Annotated in this window: 13 protein-coding genes; 11 read left to right on the top strand and 2 right to left on the bottom strand. The window is 63.4% G+C overall.

What is annotated here, in order from left to right; translation table 11 throughout:
- Window positions 1–129 precede the first annotated feature (129 nt).
- The 7 genes from gltS (at window position 130) to HU748_RS20510 (ending at window position 8,634) form a co-directional block, all read left to right on the top strand.
- Window positions 130–1,335, top strand: coding sequence for a sodium/glutamate symporter (gltS, locus tag HU748_RS20540; protein ID WP_186667911.1), 1,206 nt, complete (start codon window positions 130–132; stop codon window positions 1,333–1,335).
- Window positions 1,336–1,614: 279 nt separating this feature from the next.
- A complete protein-coding gene (gene gcvH / locus HU748_RS20535) occupies window positions 1,615–1,998 on the top strand; it encodes a glycine cleavage system protein GcvH (protein WP_186667909.1) in 384 nt (127 codons plus the stop codon).
- 11 nt (window positions 1,999–2,009) lie between these two features.
- Window positions 2,010–4,865: an aminomethyl-transferring glycine dehydrogenase gene (gene gcvP, locus HU748_RS20530; RefSeq protein WP_186721707.1), complete on the top strand. Its 2,856-nt coding sequence runs from the start codon at window positions 2,010–2,012 to the stop codon at window positions 4,863–4,865.
- A gap of 106 nt (window positions 4,866–4,971) precedes the next feature.
- A complete protein-coding gene (locus tag HU748_RS20525) occupies window positions 4,972–6,348 on the top strand; it encodes an L-serine ammonia-lyase (protein ID WP_186710296.1) in 1,377 nt (458 codons plus the stop codon).
- 26 nt (window positions 6,349–6,374) lie between these two features.
- A complete protein-coding gene (gene gcvT, locus HU748_RS20520; RefSeq protein ID WP_186721705.1) occupies window positions 6,375–7,496 on the top strand; it encodes a glycine cleavage system aminomethyltransferase GcvT in 1,122 nt (373 codons plus the stop codon).
- Between the two features lie 344 nt (window positions 7,497–7,840).
- A complete protein-coding gene (locus tag HU748_RS20515) occupies window positions 7,841–8,053 on the top strand; it encodes a cold-shock protein (protein WP_046854299.1) in 213 nt (70 codons plus the stop codon).
- Between the two features lie 92 nt (window positions 8,054–8,145).
- Entirely contained in the window at window positions 8,146–8,634 is a 489-nt protein-coding gene (locus HU748_RS20510; RefSeq protein WP_054895507.1) for an RDD family protein, read from the top strand.
- Window positions 8,635–8,713: 79 nt separating this feature from the next.
- Here the strand turns inward: HU748_RS20510 and lptG are convergent, their stop codons facing one another.
- Together lptG and lptF are read right to left on the bottom strand one after the other, a co-directional pair.
- Window positions 8,714–9,775 (bottom strand): LPS export ABC transporter permease LptG, encoded by a 1,062-nt coding sequence (gene lptG, locus HU748_RS20505; protein ID WP_186667901.1) that lies wholly within the window; start codon window positions 9,773–9,775, stop codon window positions 8,714–8,716.
- Window positions 9,768–10,883 (bottom strand): LPS export ABC transporter permease LptF, encoded by a 1,116-nt coding sequence (lptF, locus tag HU748_RS20500; RefSeq protein ID WP_186721703.1) that lies wholly within the window; start codon window positions 10,881–10,883, stop codon window positions 9,768–9,770. Before lptF ends, lptG begins: the two co-directional genes overlap by 8 nt.
- Before the next feature lie 354 nt (window positions 10,884–11,237).
- Here lptF and HU748_RS20495 point away from each other — a divergent pair, with 354 nt between their 5' ends.
- The 4 genes from HU748_RS20495 (at window position 11,238) to HU748_RS20480 (ending at window position 16,664) form a co-directional block, all read left to right on the top strand.
- On the top strand, window positions 11,238–12,731 hold the full coding sequence (locus tag HU748_RS20495; RefSeq protein ID WP_186721701.1) for a leucyl aminopeptidase: 1,494 nt from the start codon (window positions 11,238–11,240) through the stop codon (window positions 12,729–12,731).
- Between the two features lie 137 nt (window positions 12,732–12,868).
- A complete protein-coding gene (locus HU748_RS20490; protein WP_186721699.1) occupies window positions 12,869–13,297 on the top strand; it encodes a DNA polymerase III subunit chi in 429 nt (142 codons plus the stop codon).
- Window positions 13,298–13,302: 5 nt separating this feature from the next.
- Window positions 13,303–13,671: a DNA polymerase III subunit chi gene (locus tag HU748_RS20485; RefSeq protein ID WP_186667893.1), complete on the top strand. Its 369-nt coding sequence runs from the start codon at window positions 13,303–13,305 to the stop codon at window positions 13,669–13,671.
- Window positions 13,672–13,817: 146 nt separating this feature from the next.
- On the top strand, window positions 13,818–16,664 hold the full coding sequence (locus HU748_RS20480) for a valine--tRNA ligase (protein ID WP_186721697.1): 2,847 nt from the start codon (window positions 13,818–13,820) through the stop codon (window positions 16,662–16,664).
- The last annotated feature ends 146 nt before the right edge of the window (window positions 16,665–16,810 follow it).

The following is a 16,810-nucleotide window of genomic DNA, read 5'->3' as shown; positions in this document are numbered from 1 at the left end:
CCCTCCCACTTAGAATGGCGGCCGTACCACCGCACGCGTGTTCCGGGTGCATCTTCGATAAAGCCCCTGCGCACGATCGAAAGCGCGCTCAGGAACACCTCTCTCACAGTGACAAAGAGTGGCGTTTCAATGCTCGAACTCGATTTCTATGGCACTCTCGTGGCCGCCTCACTGGTACTGCTACTCGGACGCGGTCTTGTCGCCCACGTCAACGTCCTGCGTACCTACAACATCCCCGAACCCGTCGCAGGCGGCCTGGTCGTTGCCGTGCTGTTGCTGTCACTCCGGGCCCTGGACATACACATCCAGTTCGACACCTCCCTGCAAGCCCCACTGATGCTGGCCTTCTTCGCTACCATCGGTCTGAGCGCCGACCTCGGCAGCCTGAAAAAAGGCGGACGAACTGTCGGACTCTTCCTACTGGTCGTTACCGGGTTTCTGATCGTGCAGAACGCCATCGGTATCAGCCTGGCAAAACTGCTGGGCCTCGACCCACTCATGGGGCTGCTGGCAGGCTCGATCTCGCTCTCGGGCGGCCACGGTACAGGGGCCGCCTGGGGCTCGACCTTCAGCACCCAGTACGGACTACCCTCGGCCAGCGAACTGGCGTTGGCTTCGGCCACCTTCGGCCTGGTGCTGGGCGGACTGATCGGTGGTCCTGTAGCCCGGTTGCTGGTCAGCCGCGTCCAGGCCCCCGGCCTCGAACCGGAAACACCTCGCATACCGAAAGGCTTCGAACAGCCCAACAAGGAACGCCTGATCACCCCTTTCTCGATGATCGAAAGCCTGGCGCTGATCTCGGTCAGCCTGTTGGCAGGCACCCTGTTGAACAGCCTGTTGCGCGGCACCGCGTTCGAACTTCCGACCTTCGTCTGCGTGCTGTTCGTGGGTGTCGTGCTGAGGAACGGACTGTCCGCCGGGGGTGGGTACCAGGTGTTCGAACGCGAGATTTCGGTACTGGGCAATGTCGCACTGTCGCTGTTCCTGGCCTTGGCGTTGATGTCCCTGAAACTCTGGGACCTGGCCGCCCTGGCACTGCCCTTCCTGATCCTGTTGGGTGCACAGACACTGGTCATGGCACTGTTCGCGATCTTCGTCACCTTCAGGGTCATGGGGCGCAATTATGATGCGGCGGTGCTGGCAGCCGGGCATTGCGGATTCGGACTCGGCGCCACACCCACCGCCATCGCCAACATGCAAGCGGTGACCCAGCGCTACGGTGCATCGCAGATCGCCTTTCTCGTCGTACCCATGGTGGGGGCGTTCTTCATCGACATCGTCAATGTCATCGTGATCAAGCTGTACCTGGCGTTGCCCTTCTTTACCCCGCTATAACCTGCCTGCCGCCTTGTATCGATATCGATACACCGTAATCATTTCGATACAAGGCATCTTGCATCCCCATCTCCAAGGGTTTGATCGCTCGAGCCTTTTCTTCTAAGCCCGCACTGTAGCGTTTTCATTCCAAAGATGTGGCAAGCGTTCGCCAATAAATAAATAAGTCATTGATTTTATAGTGATTTAAATAAATGGCCGCATTATTGCTTAGGGAAATCCAATCTCAAGAGCGCGGACCGACCGCGCCCAACGCCCCCTGCTTCCCGAGGATTTCCCATGAGCGAGTTGCGTTTCACCGAAGATCACGAATGGCTGCGCGTCGAAGCTGACGGCAGCGTCACCGTAGGCATCACCGCCTATGCGCAGAACGCCCTTGGCGATGTGGTCTTCGTGCAACTGCCGGAACTGCAGCACTATGAAAAAGGCGCCGAAGCCTCCACCGTCGAATCGGTCAAGGCTGCCAGCGGCGTATACATGCCGCTGAACGGTGAAGTGGTCGCGGTCAACGAAGGCCTCAACGACAGCCCCGAGCAGGTCAACGAAGACCCGCTGGGCGAAGGCTGGTTTTTCCGCTTCGTTCCTGCAGACATGAGCGAGGTGACCGCCCTGCTCGACCAGGATGCCTACGACCGCCTGCTCAAAGCCAACGACGACGCCTGAGGACCACGACCATGACCATCAACCTCGGCACCGCCAACGAATTCATCGCCCGTCACATCGGTCCGCGCAGCACCGACGAACAGGCCATGCTGACCACCCTGGGCTTCGACTCTCTCGACGCCATGACCGCCGCCGTCATTCCCGACAGCATCAAGGGCACCAGCGTGCTCGGTAACGCCGACGGTCAGAGCGAGGCCGATGCCCTCGCCGCCCTCAAGGCGATCGCCGGCAAGAACCAGCTGTTCAAGAGCTTCATTGGCCAGGGCTACTACAACACCCACACCCCAGCACCGATCCTGCGCAACCTCCTGGAAAACCCTGCCTGGTACACCGCCTACACCCCCTACCAGCCAGAAATCTCCCAGGGTCGCCTGGAAGCACTGCTGAACTTCCAGACCCTGATCAGCGACCTCACCGGCCTGCCGATCGCCAACGCTTCGCTGCTCGACGAAGCAACCGCCGCCGCCGAGGCGATGACCTTCTGCAAACGCCTGTCGAAGAACAAGGGCAGCCATGCCTTCTTCGCTTCCGTGCACTGCCACCCGCAGACCCTCGACGTGCTGCGTACCCGCGCCGAGCCGCTGGGCATCGAAGTGGTAGTGGGTGACGAGCGTGAACTGGGCGATGTCAGCGCCTTCTTCGGTGCCCTGCTGCAATACCCGGCAAGCAACGGTGATGTGTTCGACTACCGCGAGCTGGTCCAGCGCCTGCACGGCGCCGGTGCCCTGGTGGCCGTGGCCGCCGACCTGCTGGCCCTGACCCTGCTGACCCCGCCGGGCGAATTCGACGCCGACGTGGCCATCGGCAGCGCCCAGCGCTTCGGCGTACCGCTGGGCTTCGGCGGCCCGCACGCGGCCTACTTCGCCACCCGCGATGCCTTCAAGCGTGACATGCCAGGCCGCCTGGTCGGTGTCTCGATCGACCGCTTCGGCAAGACCGCCCTGCGCCTGGCCATGCAGACCCGCGAGCAGCATATCCGCCGCGAGAAAGCCACCAGCAACATCTGCACCGCCCAGGTACTGCTGGCCAATATCGCCAGCATGTACGCCGTCTACCACGGCCCGGCCGGTCTCAAGCGCATCGCCGAACGCACCCACGCGCTCACGGCCATCCTCGCCAGCGGCCTGAAGTCGCTCGGCGTTCAGGTCATCACTGGCGAGTTCTTCGACACCCTGACCCTGGCCACTGGCACCGATACCACCAGCCTTCATGAGCAAGCCCGTACCAAGGGCTTCAACCTGCGCCAGGTCGACGCCACGCACCTTGGCCTTTCGCTGGACGAAACCACCTGCCAGGCCGATGTCGAGGCGCTCTGGGCGTTGTTCGCCGATGGCCAGGCGCTGCCGGACTTCGCCGCCCTCGCCGCCAACCACAGCCCGCGCCTGCCGGCTGCGCTGGTGCGCCAATCAGCGATCCTCGAGCACCCGGTGTTCAACCGCTACCACAGCGAAACCGAACTGATGCGCTACCTGCGCCGCCTGGCCGACAAGGACCTGGCGCTGGACCGCAGCATGATCCCGCTGGGCTCGTGCACCATGAAGCTCAACGCTGCCAGCGAAATGATTCCGGTCACCTGGGCCGAGTTCGGCAACCTGCACCCCTTCGCCCCGGCCGCCCAGAGCCAGGGCTACCTGCAGATGACCACCGAGCTTGAAGCCATGCTCTGCGCCGCCACCGGCTACGATGCCGTGTCGCTGCAGCCCAATGCCGGCTCCCAAGGCGAATACGCGGGCCTGCTGGCGATCCGCGCCTATCACCGCAGCCGCGGCGATAGCCACCGCGACATCTGCCTGATCCCCTCGTCGGCCCACGGCACCAACCCGGCCACCGCACACATGGCCGGCATGCGCGTGGTGGTCACCGCCTGCGACGCCCGGGGCAACGTCGACATCGACGACCTGCGCGCCAAGGCCCTCGAGCACCGCGAGCGCCTGGCAGCCATCATGATCACCTACCCCTCGACCCATGGTGTGTTCGAGGAGGCGATCGGCGAGATCTGCGCGATCATTCACGACAACGGCGGCCAGGTGTACATCGACGGCGCCAACATGAACGCCATGGTCGGCCTGTGTGCGCCGGGCAAGTTCGGTGGCGATGTGTCGCACCTCAACCTGCACAAGACCTTCTGCATCCCCCACGGCGGTGGCGGCCCGGGCGTCGGCCCAATCGGCGTCAAGTCGCACCTGGCGCCGTTCCTGCCCGGCCATGCCACCCTGGAAAACACTGCCGGTGCGGTTTGCGCTGCACCGTTCGGCAGCGCCAGCATCCTGCCGATCACCTGGATGTACATTCGCATGATGGGTGGCGCAGGCCTCAAGCGCGCATCGCAGATGGCGATCCTCAACGCCAACTACATCGCCCGTCGCCTGGAAGAGCACTATCCTGTGCTGTACACCGGCGGCAACGGTCTGGTTGCCCACGAATGCATCCTCGACCTGCGTCCGCTCAAGGACACCAGCGGCATCAGCGTGGATGACGTGGCCAAGCGTTTGATCGACTTCGGCTTCCATGCCCCGACCATGTCCTTCCCGGTGGCGGGCACGCTGATGATCGAACCGACCGAAAGCGAGTCCAAGGAAGAGCTGGACCGTTTCTGCGATGCGATGATCCAGATCCGCGAAGAGATTCGCGCCGTGGAGAACGGCAGCCTGGACAAGGACGACAACCCGCTGAAGAACGCCCCGCACACGGCGGCGGAGCTGGTTGGCGAATGGTCCCACGGCTACAGCCGCGAGCAGGCGGTGTATCCGCTGCCGAGCCTGGTGGAAGGCAAGTACTGGCCACCGGTCGGACGGGTCGACAACGTGTACGGCGATCGCAACCTGGTCTGCGCCTGCCCGTCGATCGAGAGCTATCAGGACGTCTGATAGCCCTCGGCCCGCCCTCTGATAGAGGTGTGTTCCTCTGTGGGACCGGGCAAGCCCGCTCCCACAGGGTTCAGCATCTGCCCAACCAACCTGGCAGGAGGTCACCATGTCTTTGAGCGTCTTCGACCTGTTCAAGATCGGCATCGGCCCCTCCAGTTCGCACACGGTCGGCCCGATGCGCGCCGCCGCGCGCTTCGCCGAGGGGCTGCGGCGCGATGGCCTGCTGGCCAGCACGGCCAGCGTCAAGGCCGAGCTCTACGGCTCGCTCGGTGCCACCGGCAAGGGTCACGGCAGCGACAAGGCTGTGCTCCTGGGGCTCGAGGGTGAACACCCCGACACCGTCGACACCGAATCCATCCCCGAGCGCCTGCAGGCGATCCGCGCCAGCGGTCACCTGCACCTGCTTGGCGAACACAGGATCGACTTCGTCGAGAAGCAGCACCTGGCGATGATCCGCAAGCCACTGGACTACCACCCCAACGGCATGATCTTCCGTGCTTTCGATGCCGCCGGCCTGCAGATCCGCAGCCGCGAGTACTACTCGGTGGGCGGCGGTTTCGTCGTCGACCAGGATGCAGCCGGCCAGGACCGTATCGTCGAAGACAACACCGCCCTGCCCTACCCCTTCACGACGGCAAAGCAACTGCTCGGCCATTGCGTCGCGCAGCACCTGTCGTTCAGCCAGGTGATGCTGGCCAACGAAGCCGCCTGGCGACCCGAACATGAAACCCGTGCAGGCCTGCTGCGCATCTGGCAGGTCATGCAGGATTGCGTCGAAGCGGGCTGTCGCCACGAGGGCATTCTGCCGGGTGGCCTCAAGGTCAAGCGCCGCGCCCCTGCTTTGTACCGCCAGCTCAGCCGACACCCCGAAGCCAGTCTGCGCGATGCGCTGTCGGTACTCGACTGGGTCAACCTCTACGCCTTGGCGGTCAACGAAGAGAACGCCTATGGCGGACGCGTCGTCACCGCACCGACCAACGGCGCGGCGGGTATCGTCCCCGCGGTGCTGCACTACTACATGCGGTTCGTTCCCGGCGCCAGCGAAGACGGCGTGGTGCGTTTTCTGCTCACCGCAGCCGCCATCGGCATCCTCTATAAGGAGAACGCCTCGATTTCCGGCGCCGAGGTCGGCTGCCAGGGCGAAGTGGGGGTGGCCTGCTCGATGGCGGCAGGCGCCCTCTGCGAAGTCATGGGCGGCACCCCGCAGCAGGTGGAGAACGCCGCCGAAATCGGCATGGAACACAACCTGGGCCTGACCTGCGACCCCATCGGTGGGCTGGTCCAGGTGCCCTGCATCGAACGCAACGCCATGGGCTCGGTCAAGGCGATCAACGCCGTGCGCATGGCCTTGCGCGGCGACGGGCAGCACTTCGTCTCGCTCGACAAGGTCATTCGCACCATGCGCCAGACCGGCGCCGACATGAAAAGCAAATACAAGGAGACCGCCCGCGGCGGTCTGGCCGTCAACATCATCGAATGTTGACCCGAACAAAAACCAAGGAGTTACCGATGTCCGAAACGTTGCTCAAGACCCCGCTCCACGCCCTTCACCTGGAACTGGGCGCGCGCATGGTGCCGTTCGCAGGCTTCGACATGCCGGTGCAGTACCCATTGGGCGTGCTCAAGGAGCACCTGCACACCCGCGAGCAGGCCGGCCTGTTCGATGTGTCGCACATGGGCCAGATCGTGTTGCGTGGCAGCGACGCGGCCAAGGCCTTGGAAAGCCTGGTGCCGGTAGACATCATCGGCCTGCCGGTGGGCATGCAGCGCTACGCCATGTTCACCAATGAGCAAGGTGGCATCCTCGACGACCTGATGGTGGCCAACCTGGGCGATGACACGCTGTTCCTGGTGGTCAATGCCGCCTGCAAGGATCAGGACCTGGCTCACTTGCAGAAACACATCGGCCAGCGCTGCGAGATCCAGCCCCTGTTCGAGGAGCGTGCCCTGCTCGCCTTGCAGGGCCCAGCCGCCGTCAAGGTGCTGGAGCGCCTGGCGCCGGAAGTGGCCGGCATGACCTTCATGCAGTTCCGCCCGGTGCAGCTGTTGGGCGAGGACTGCTTCGTCAGCCGCTCGGGCTACACCGGCGAGGACGGCTACGAAATCTCGGTTCCCGCCACTGCCGCCCAAGCCCTGGCCCGACGCCTGCTGAGCGAGCCTGAAGTGCAGCCGATCGGCCTGGGTGCACGCGACTCGCTGCGCCTGGAAGCCGGCCTGTGCCTGTACGGCCACGACATGGACACCCAGACCACGCCGATCGAGGCCAGCCTGTTGTGGGCAATCTCCAAGGTTCGTCGCACCGACGGTGCTCGTCCCGGTGGTTTCCCGGGGGCCGAATCGGTGTTCGCGCAACAGCAACAAGGCGTGGCACGCAAGCGCGTCGGCCTGCTGCCACAGGAGCGCACACCGGTCCGCGAAGGGGCCGAGATCGTCGATGCGAACGGCAAGGCGGTCGGCAAGGTCTGCAGCGGTGGCTTCGGCCCAACCTTGGGCGCACCGGTTGCAATGGGGTATGTCGATAACGAACATGCCGCACTGGAAACGCCATTGTTTGCGGTCGTGCGCGGCAAACAAGTTGCCTTGAAAGTCAGCAAAATGCCTTTCGTGGCGCAACGTTACTACCGAGGTTGAAAGCGATCTCACAACACTGCGCTTATTCGTTTACGAACCTGCGCAATAACTTTTGAACATGGCGCCAGGCCAGGCGCCATGCCGTTTCCGACAATTTTGTCGGTAATCGGCAAAAGCCTTGATCCGTGCACCGAACGGGGCTTGTTTTTGTCGCTGGAGTTGGCGTAGAGTCGTCTCACTGTGTTTGCATGGGTCGCAACAGTTCGTGACCTGGGCCAGTAGCCGCAATTTGCTACAACCCGTTCGACGTCTCTTACTTTCCTGCAACCCAGCCCAGTACTCTTTCGCTCTGTGATGCGAAAGAAACTGAAATCACTATCTAAAGATTCATAGGAAATAAGAAAATGGCTGAGCGTCAGAACGGTACCGTCAAGTGGTTCAATGACGAGAAAGGTTACGGCTTCATCACCCCAGAGAGCGGTCCGGATCTGTTCGTTCACTTCCGCGCCATCCAAGGCAACGGCTTCAAGAGCCTGAAAGAAGGCCAGAAAGTCACCTTCGTTGCAGTGCAGGGCCAGAAAGGCATGCAGGCTGACGAAGTACAAGCAGAAGGCTGATTTCTGTGAAAAAGCCCCTGCGTTGACGCGCAGGGGCTTTTTTGTGCCCGCAATTTCATAGAATGAGGACTTTCCACCCGGAGCCCTCCTGCATGTCCAAGCGTTCTCTCACCCCCCAGGGCGATTTCCCGCCCGCAGGCCTGGGGCGCCGTCTGGCGGCAATGTTCTATGACTTCCTACTGTGCACCGCCCTGCTGATCGTCACGGCAGGTGTCTACAAGTTGGTGCAGATGTCGATCATCGGCGAGGCCCGCATGCGTGAGCTGACCGACGCCGGGGCGCTCGATGGCGATCCGCTGTTGTCCACCGTCCTGTTGTTTGCCCTGTTCGGCTTCTTCGCCAAATTCTGGACCCACGGCGGCCAGACCCTGGGCATGCAAGTGTGGGGCGTGCGTGTACAGAATGCCGACGGCAGCGCGATCAGTTTGTGGCAGGCGCTGTTGCGCTTCGTGGTGTCGATCGCGTCGTGGTTGTGCCTGGGGCTGGGGTTCATCTGGTCGTTGATCGACAAGCGCAAGCGCAGCTGGCATGACATCTACTCGGAAACCCAGTTGGTGCGGATTCCGAAGCAGAAGAAATGACCCTGGGCTGCGATAAAGCCAACTTCGAGCCACAAAAAAGCCGACCCTGGGGTCGGCTTTCTCATTCACGCCTGGCTCATCACCCTGCCCGACGCAACAACCACACACCGGCCAGCGCACAGATCCCGGCCGGAATCACCACCGCCAACAGCGGCGGGAAACCGAACACCTGGCTCGACGGCCCCAGCAGGTCCTGGGCGATGCGGAACACGAAGCCCACCAGCACGCCGGTAAACACGCGCTGACCCAGGGTCACCGAGCGCAGCGGGCCGAAGATGAAGGAAATCGCCATCAGGACCAGTGCAGCGGTCACCGCCGGTTGCAGGATCTTGGTCCAGAACGCCAGCCAGTAACGGGCGTTGTTCAGGCCCTGGTCGGCCAGGTAGTGGATGTATTCCCACAACCCGGTGATCGACAACGACTCGGGTGGCAGCACCACGGTATTGAGCAATTCCGGCGTCACCGACACGTCCCAGATTTCTTCCGGTGCCTGCACCACTTCGGTGTGGTCGCCACGGAAGAACGTGGTGCTGACGTCGTGCAGCACCCAGCGCTGATCCTGGTACAGCGCGCGGCGGGCGAAGCTGGAAGCGACGATCTTGCGTTGCTCGTCGAAACGGTAGCGGGTCACCCCGAGCAGCAAGCCGTTGGGCTGTACCGAGTTGATGTGCACGAACTCTTCGCCCTGGCGGTGCCACATGCCGCGCTTGGAGCTTTGCGCCTCACCACCGCCCTGGGCCAGCGAGCGCTCGGCCTGGGCCTTGTTCTCGGTGACCGGGGCGACGTATTCGCCAATCAGCAGACCGACCAGCATCAGCACCAGCATCGGCTTCATCACTGCCCAGACGATACGACCGATGGACACGCCCGCAGCACGCATGATGGTCAGCTCGCTGCTGCTGGCCAGGCTGCCCAGGCCGATCAGGCAGCCGATCAGCGCAGCCATCGGCAGCATGTCATACAGCCGACGCGGCGCGGTAAGCAGCACGTAGCTGCTGGCGTCGAGCAGTGTATAGGTATCGCTCAGGTCGCCCATCTCGTCGATGAAGGCGAACAGCGAAGCCAGGCCGAGGATGATCCCCAGCACGGCCAGAATGGCCAGCAGTACGCTCTGGCCGATATACCGGTCGATCTTAACCATGGGCCACCCCCGCTCGGCGCGCGGCCATCTTCAGGCGCAGCGGCTCCCAGTACATCAGCGCCAGGCCGATGAGCAGGAACAACGCGTGCACCCACCAGATGCCCAGAGAGATCGGCAACTTGCCCTTCTCGAGGGCGCCGCGAACGGAAATCAGCATCGTCAGGTAGGCCATGTACAGGAGGATCGCCGGCAGCAACTTGAGGAAGCGGCCCTGGCGCGGGTTGACCTTGGACAGCGGCACCGCCAGCAGGGTCACGATGAATACCAGCAACGGCAGCGACAGGCGCCATTGCAGTTCGGCGCGCTCACGCAGGCCATCATGCCCGAACAGGTCGGTGGTCGGGATGGCTTCACGCTCGGTGACCTCCTCGCTGACCTCAGGCTTGGGCAGCAGCACACCGTAGGTGTCGTACTTGATCGCCCGATAGTCGGCCTGGCCAGGGTTGCCGTCGTAACGGTAACCGTTTTCCAGGATCAGGTAGCGGTTGCCATCAGGCTGCACTTCCTGGTGGCCTTTTTCTGCCACCAGTACCGACGGTGCACGGTCCTTGGTCTTGTCCTGGTTGAAGCGTTTCTCGGAAATGAACACCCCGCCCAGATTGACGCGATCGTCGGACATCCGCTCGGTGTAGGTGACACGGCTGCCGTCACGCAGGGTCTGGAAACGCCCCGGCACAAGGGTGTCGAACTCGGTCAGGGCATCCTGCTGAGCGATGATCTTCTGCACCTGGGACACGCCCTGGGGGGCCAGGCTCAGGCTCAGCCAGGCCACCACCAACGCGACCAACGCAGCCGGCGCCAGCGTCAGCGTCAGCAGTCGCTGCTGGCTCATGCCGGTGGCCGAAAGCACGGTCATCTCGCTTTCGAGATACAGGCGTCCATAGGCCAGCAGAATACCGAGGAACAGGCCCAGCGGCAGGATCAGCTGCAGGAAGCCCGGCAGGCGGAAGCCCATGATCAGGAACAGCACGCCCGGATCGAGCGCACCCTGGGCCGCCTGGGCCAGGTATTTGATGAAGCGCCCGCTCATGATGATCACCAACAGTACAGCGCTGACGGCGCTCAAGGTCACCAGGACCTCGCGGGACAGATAACGAAAGACGATCAAACCAGACACTCCTGGGTTGTCAGGGGCGGATTGCCAGACAATGACTGAGTACAGCCAAGACCTATGCCGGTTCGCCTCAAGCGAACCTCCATGTAAAAGTGCGCGCATTATCCTGTGATTGGGCGCGCCTGTCACTTGGCGGCGCATGACAGTGGATGTCATGCCCGCAAAAATGCGGCAAAGCCCCATCATTGAAGCAGACACAGGCCCGCAAAAGCATAGACCGGGGTTGTCAGCGAGGCGGCGGCAGGCTCAAACTGGCTGCTTTTCAACTGGCACGCAAGCACGCGGCCAGGCCTGTCGTACCCCGTGTGCGGCAGTGGCCAACAACAGAGATCATTCGGGGAACCTGACATGGAACTGGTTGTAAAGACCGTAGCCGCAGCATCCGTGAAAACCGCCACCCTGGTCGTGCCAGTCGGTGAAGGCCGCAAGCTTGGCAACGTGGCCAAGGCCGTTGATCAGGCGACCGATGGCGCCATCAGCGCCATCCTCAAGCGCGGCGACCTGGCCGGCAAGCCGGGCCAGACCCTGCTGCTGCAGAGCCTGCCGGGCCTCAAGGCCGAGCGCGTACTGCTGGTTGGCAGCGGCAAGGATGAAGCGCTGGGCGATCGAGCCTGGCGCAAGCTGATCGCCAGCGTTGCCGGCGTGCTGCGCAACCTGGCAGGCGGTGACGCCGTGCTGGCCCTGGACGACATCGCCGTGGCCAACCGCGACGGTCATTACGGCAAATATCGCCTGCTGGCCGAAACCCTGCTCGACGGCGCCTATGTGTTCGACCGTTTCAAGAGCCAGAAGGCCGAACCGCGCGCCCTGAAGAAAGTCACCCTGCTCGCCGACAAGGCCGGCCAGGCTGAAGTCGAGCGCGCGGTCAAGCATGCTACCGCGATCACCACCGGCATGAGCCTGACCCGCGACCTGGGCAATCTGCCGCCGAACATCTGCCACCCGAGCTTCCTCGCCGAGCAGGCCAAGGAACTGGGCAAGGCGCACAAGGGCCTGAAGGTCGAAGTACTCGACGAGAAGAAGATCAAGGACCTGGGCATGGGCGCGTTCTATGCCGTTGGCCAGGGCAGCGACCAGCCGCCACGGCTGATCGTCATGCAGTACCAAGGTGCCAAGAAGACCGACAAGCCGTTCGTGCTGGTCGGCAAGGGCATCACCTTCGACACCGGCGGCATCAGCCTCAAGCCCGGCGCCGGCATGGATGAGATGAAGTACGACATGGGCGGTGCCGCCAGCGTGTTCGGCACCCTGCGCGCGGTGCTCGAACTGCAGTTGCCGATCAACCTGGTGTGCCTGCTGGCGTGCGCCGAAAACATGCCCAGCGGCGGCGCGACTCGCCCGGGCGACATCGTCACCACCATGAGCGGCCAGACCGTCGAGATCCTCAACACCGACGCCGAAGGCCGTCTGGTGCTGTGCGATACGCTGACCTACGCCGAGCGCTTCAAACCGCAGGCGGTGATCGACATCGCCACCCTCACCGGCGCTTGCATCGTTGCCCTTGGCAGCCACACCTCGGGCCTGATGGGCAACAACGACGACCTGGTCGGCCAGTTGCTCGACGCCGGCAAGCGCGCCGACGACCGCGCCTGGCAACTGCCGCTGTTCGACGAGTACCAGGAACAACTGGACAGCCCGTTCGCCGACATCGCCAACATCGGCGGCCCCAAGGCCGGCACCATCACCGCGGGCTGCTTCCTGTCGCGCTTCACCAAGAACTACAGCTGGGCCCACCTGGACATCGCCGGTACCGCATGGGTCAGCGGTGGCAAGGACAAGGGCGCCACCGGCCGCCCGGTTCCGCTGCTGACCCAGTACCTGCTGGACCGCGCGGGCATCTGATGACGTAAGACCATGGCGACCCTATCGCGGGCAAGCGCGCTCCCACAGCTTCAGCACTGCAGCGAACCTGTGGGAGCGGGCTCGCCCCGCGATAGGGCCGTCACGGACACCCACCTTCCAGCTCAACGTACCTGACCATGGGCAAAGTCGACTTCTACATCCTCCCCACCGACTCCCTCGCCGCACGCCTGGATTTCGCCTGCAAGCTGTGCGAAAAGGCCTGGCGCCTCGGCCACCGGGTCTACCTGCACTGCCAGGACGACGAACAGCGAAACGCACTGGACGAACGCCTGTGGTGCTTCAAGGGCGAGGCCTTCGTGCCGCACGACCTGGCCGAGCAACATGCCGATGCCAGTGTCGCGCTGGGCCTTGGTGGCACGGCTGGCGAGCACCGCGACCTGCTGATCAACCTGGGCGGCGATGTGCCGGGGTTCGTCGGCCAGTTCGAGCGGGTCGCCGAGATCGTTGTCGAGGAGGCGTCCATACGCCAGTTGGCCCGCGAGCGGTTCCGTTTCTACCGCGAACAGGGCTATGCTCTGCAAGACCACCGCTTACAGCGACTTTGACGACGATGGACAAACCCTCTTCACTGACCCAATCCGCCCACCTGCTCGATGATCTCGAGTCGATCCGCCAACTGCTTGGCGACGCCGACCTGCAGCCGCCGCTGCTGACCGAAACGGTCGAACAGATTCCCCTGCTGCTCGATGAGCCGGTCGGCAAAGCGCCAAGCGCCGTCGAACCGTCCGCGGCCAGCGCACCTATAGAGGATGCCCAGACTCGCCGCCAGGACACCCTGCTGCACCTGGACACCGAACTGCGCGCTGCGGCGCAATCGATCATGCAGGACGTGATCAACGACTTCGTTCCGCACATCGAGACCGAGGTCAAGCGTCGCCTTGAAGCGCGGATGGAACGGTTGATCAAGCGTTCCGAGTAACACTCGCCTTTTACGGCGTCCTTTTCGCGGGCAAGCCCGCGAAATGCACGCCATCGTCGGCAACTTAACGACACCATGTCCCCTTCGCCTTGCCCGTTGTATACTTCTCGGCTTTCCCGAATTAATGCCTAAGGGTCCCCCCGCGCATGGATAAGACCTACCAGCCGCACGCCATCGAAACTTCCTGGTACAACACCTGGGAGTCCGAGAACTATTTCGCCCCGCAAGGTGCAGGCGAGTCCTACACCATCATGATCCCACCGCCGAACGTGACCGGCAGCCTGCACATGGGTCATGGGTTCAACAACGCGATCATGGACGCCCTGATCCGCTTCCGCCGCATGCAGGGGCGCGACACCCTGTGGCAGCCTGGCACCGACCACGCCGGCATCGCCACGCAGATGCTGGTAGAACGCCAGCTCGAGGCGAAAGGCCAGAACCGTCACGACCTGGGCCGCGAAAAGTTCCTGGAGAAGGTCTGGGAGTGGAAGGATCAATCCGGTGGCAACATCAGCCGCCAGATCCGTCGCCTGGGTTCGTCGGTCGACTGGAGCCGCGAACGCTTCACCATGGATGACGGCCTGTCCGAGGCAGTCAAGGAAGCCTTCGTGCGCCTGCACGAGGACGGCCTGATCTACCGCGGCAAGCGCCTGGTCAACTGGGACACCAAGCTGCACACCGCGATTTCCGACCTCGAAGTGGAAAACCACGACGAGAAAGGCCACCTGTGGAACCTGCGCTACCCGCTGGCCGATGGCGCCACCACGGCCGAAGGCAAGGACCACCTGGTCGTCGCCACCACCCGTCCGGAAACCCTGCTCGGTGACGTCGCCGTTGCCGTCAACCCGACCGACGAGCGCTATCAGGCGCTGATCGGCAAGTTCGTCGAACTGCCGCTGGTCGGACGCCGCATCCCGATCATCGCCGACGACTACTGCGATCCAGAATTCGGCACCGGCTGCGTGAAGATCACCCCGGCCCACGACTTCAACGACTATGAAGTCGGCAAGCGCCACAACCTGCCGCTGCTGAACATCTTCGACAAGAACGCCACCGTGCTCGCCGCGGTCCAGGCCTTCAACCTCGACGGCAGCGTCAACGAAAACCTCGACACCTCGCTGCCTGCCCAGTACGCCGGCCTCGACCGCTTCGTGGCGCGCAAGCAAATGGTTGCCGACCTGGACGCCCAGGGCCTGCTGGTCAGCGTCGATGACCACGCCCTGAAAGTGCCGAAGGGCGACCGCTCGGGTACCGTCATCGAGCCGTGGCTGACCGACCAATGGTACGTCTCCACCAAGCCACTGGCCGAGCCTGCAATCGCCGCGGTGGAAGACGGTCGCATCCAGTTCGTGCCGAAACAGTACGAGAACATGTACTTCTCCTGGATGCGCGACATCCAGGACTGGTGCATCAGCCGCCAGCTGTGGTGGGGCCACCGCATCCCGGCGTGGTACGACGAGGCCGGCCAGGTCTATGTCGGCCGCAACGAGGAAGAAGTCCGGACCAAGCATGGCCTGGGCAACGATGTGGTCCTGCGCCAGGACGACGACGTGCTCGACACCTGGTTCAGTTCGGGCCTGTGGACCTTCTCCACCCTCGGCTGGCCGGAGCAGACCGAGTTCCTGAAGAAATTCCACTCCACCGACGTACTGGTCACAGGCTTCGACATCATCTTCTTCTGGGTCGCCCGGATGATCATGCTGACCATGCACCTGATCAAGAACGAGGATGGCACCCCGCAGGTTCCGTTCAAGACCGTCTACGTGCATGGTCTGGTGCGCGATGGCCAAGGCCAGAAAATGTCCAAGTCCAAGGGCAACGTGCTCGACCCGCTGGACATCGTCGACGGCATCACGCTTGAAGCGCTGCTGGAAAAACGCACCAGCGGCATGATGCAGCCCAAGCTTGCCGAGAAGATCGCCAAGCAGACCAAGGCGGAGTTCCCCGAAGGTATCGCCAGCTACGGCACCGACGCCCTGCGCTTCACCTTCTGCTCGCTGGCCTCTACCGGCCGTGACATCAAGTTCGACATGGGCCGCGTCGAAGGCTACCGCAACTTCTGCAACAAGATCTGGAATGCCGCCCGCTACGTGCTGGACAAGGGCGAGGACTGCGGCCAGAACGGCGAGGCCTACGAGCTGTCGCTGGCCGATCGCTGGATCATCTCGCAACTGCAACGCACCGAAGCCGAAGTGACCCGCCAGCTCGAGCAGTTCCGCTTCGACCTGGCCAGCCAGGCACTGTACGAGTTCGTCTGGAACCAGTACTGCGACTGGTACCTGGAGCTGTCCAAGCCGGTACTGTGGGACGAGAACGCTCCGGTCGAACGCGCCCGCGGCACCCGCCGCACCCTGGTCCGCGTGCTGGAAGTGATACTGCGCCTGGCGCATCCGTTCATGCCGTTCATCACCGAAGAGATCTGGCAGCGCATCGCTCCGCTGGCGGGCGTCCAGGGCAAGACCATCATGCTGCAGCCTTGGCCGGTGGCCAATGAGAGCCGCATCGATTCTGGCGCCGAAGGCGACATCGAATGGCTCAAGGAGCTGATGGTCGGCCTGCGCAATATCCGCGCCGAGATGAACATCGGCCCGGGCAAGCCGCTGCCGCTGTTCCTGAAGAACGCCAATGCCGACGACCAGCGTCGCCTGCAGGAAAACGAAGCGCTGCTCAAGAAGCTGGCCAAGGTCGAGACCTTCACCGTACTCGGCGAACAGGATGAAGCACCGCTGTCGGCCACCGCACTGGTGGGCGATCTGCAGGTGCTGGTGCCGATGGCCGGCCTGATCGACAAGGATGCCGAGCTTGCACGCCTGAACAAGGAAATCCAGCGCCTGCAGGGCGAGGTCCAGCGTGTCGGCGGCAAGCTGTCCAACGCCGCCTTCGTCGACAAGGCACCACCTGCGGTGATCGAGAAGGAACGCGCGAAGTTGGCCGAGTCCGAACAGGCCCTGGCCAACTTCACCGAGCAGCATGCGCGGATTGCAGCGCTGTAACCTGACATTGCTGAACTGACCGGCGAGGGCTCCGCCCTCGTTCGCGGCCAAGGCCGCTCCCGCAGGAATGGGCTGCCTTCAAGGAGCCCCACTATCCTGTGGGAGCGGCCTTGGCCGCGAATGGGCCGCCCTGCGGCCTCTGGCCA

The organism is Pseudomonas sp. RW3S2 (assembly GCF_014268955.1).
GTDB lineage: Bacteria > Pseudomonadota > Gammaproteobacteria > Pseudomonadales > Pseudomonadaceae > Aquipseudomonas > Aquipseudomonas wayambapalatensis.
Note: the sequence above shows the minus strand (reverse complement) of the source record. Positions and strands in the feature narration are given on the sequence as shown.

Excerpts from the sequence above, each read along its gene's own strand:
- HU748_RS20490 (WP_186721699.1), top strand. The coding sequence starts at position 12,869 with ATGGGCAAAGTCGACTTCTACATCCTCCCCACCGACTCCCTCGCCGCA.
- HU748_RS20525 (WP_186710296.1), top strand. The coding sequence starts at position 4,972 with ATGTCTTTGAGCGTCTTCGACCTGTTCAAGATCGGCATCGGCCCCTCC.
- gcvH (WP_186667909.1), top strand. The coding sequence starts at position 1,615 with ATGAGCGAGTTGCGTTTCACCGAAGATCACGAATGGCTGCGCGTCGAA.
- HU748_RS20510 (WP_054895507.1), top strand. The coding sequence starts at position 8,146 with ATGTCCAAGCGTTCTCTCACCCCCCAGGGCGATTTCCCGCCCGCAGGC.
- HU748_RS20480 (WP_186721697.1), top strand. The coding sequence starts at position 13,818 with ATGGATAAGACCTACCAGCCGCACGCCATCGAAACTTCCTGGTACAAC.
- lptG (WP_186667901.1), bottom strand. The coding sequence starts at position 9,775 with ATGGTTAAGATCGACCGGTATATCGGCCAGAGCGTACTGCTGGCCATT.
- gcvT (WP_186721705.1), top strand. The coding sequence starts at position 6,375 with ATGTCCGAAACGTTGCTCAAGACCCCGCTCCACGCCCTTCACCTGGAA.
- HU748_RS20485 (WP_186667893.1), top strand. The coding sequence starts at position 13,303 with ATGGACAAACCCTCTTCACTGACCCAATCCGCCCACCTGCTCGATGAT.
- HU748_RS20515 (WP_046854299.1), top strand. The coding sequence starts at position 7,841 with ATGGCTGAGCGTCAGAACGGTACCGTCAAGTGGTTCAATGACGAGAAA.
- HU748_RS20495 (WP_186721701.1), top strand. The coding sequence starts at position 11,238 with ATGGAACTGGTTGTAAAGACCGTAGCCGCAGCATCCGTGAAAACCGCC.
- gltS (WP_186667911.1), top strand. The coding sequence starts at position 130 with ATGCTCGAACTCGATTTCTATGGCACTCTCGTGGCCGCCTCACTGGTA.
- gcvP (WP_186721707.1), top strand. The coding sequence starts at position 2,010 with ATGACCATCAACCTCGGCACCGCCAACGAATTCATCGCCCGTCACATC.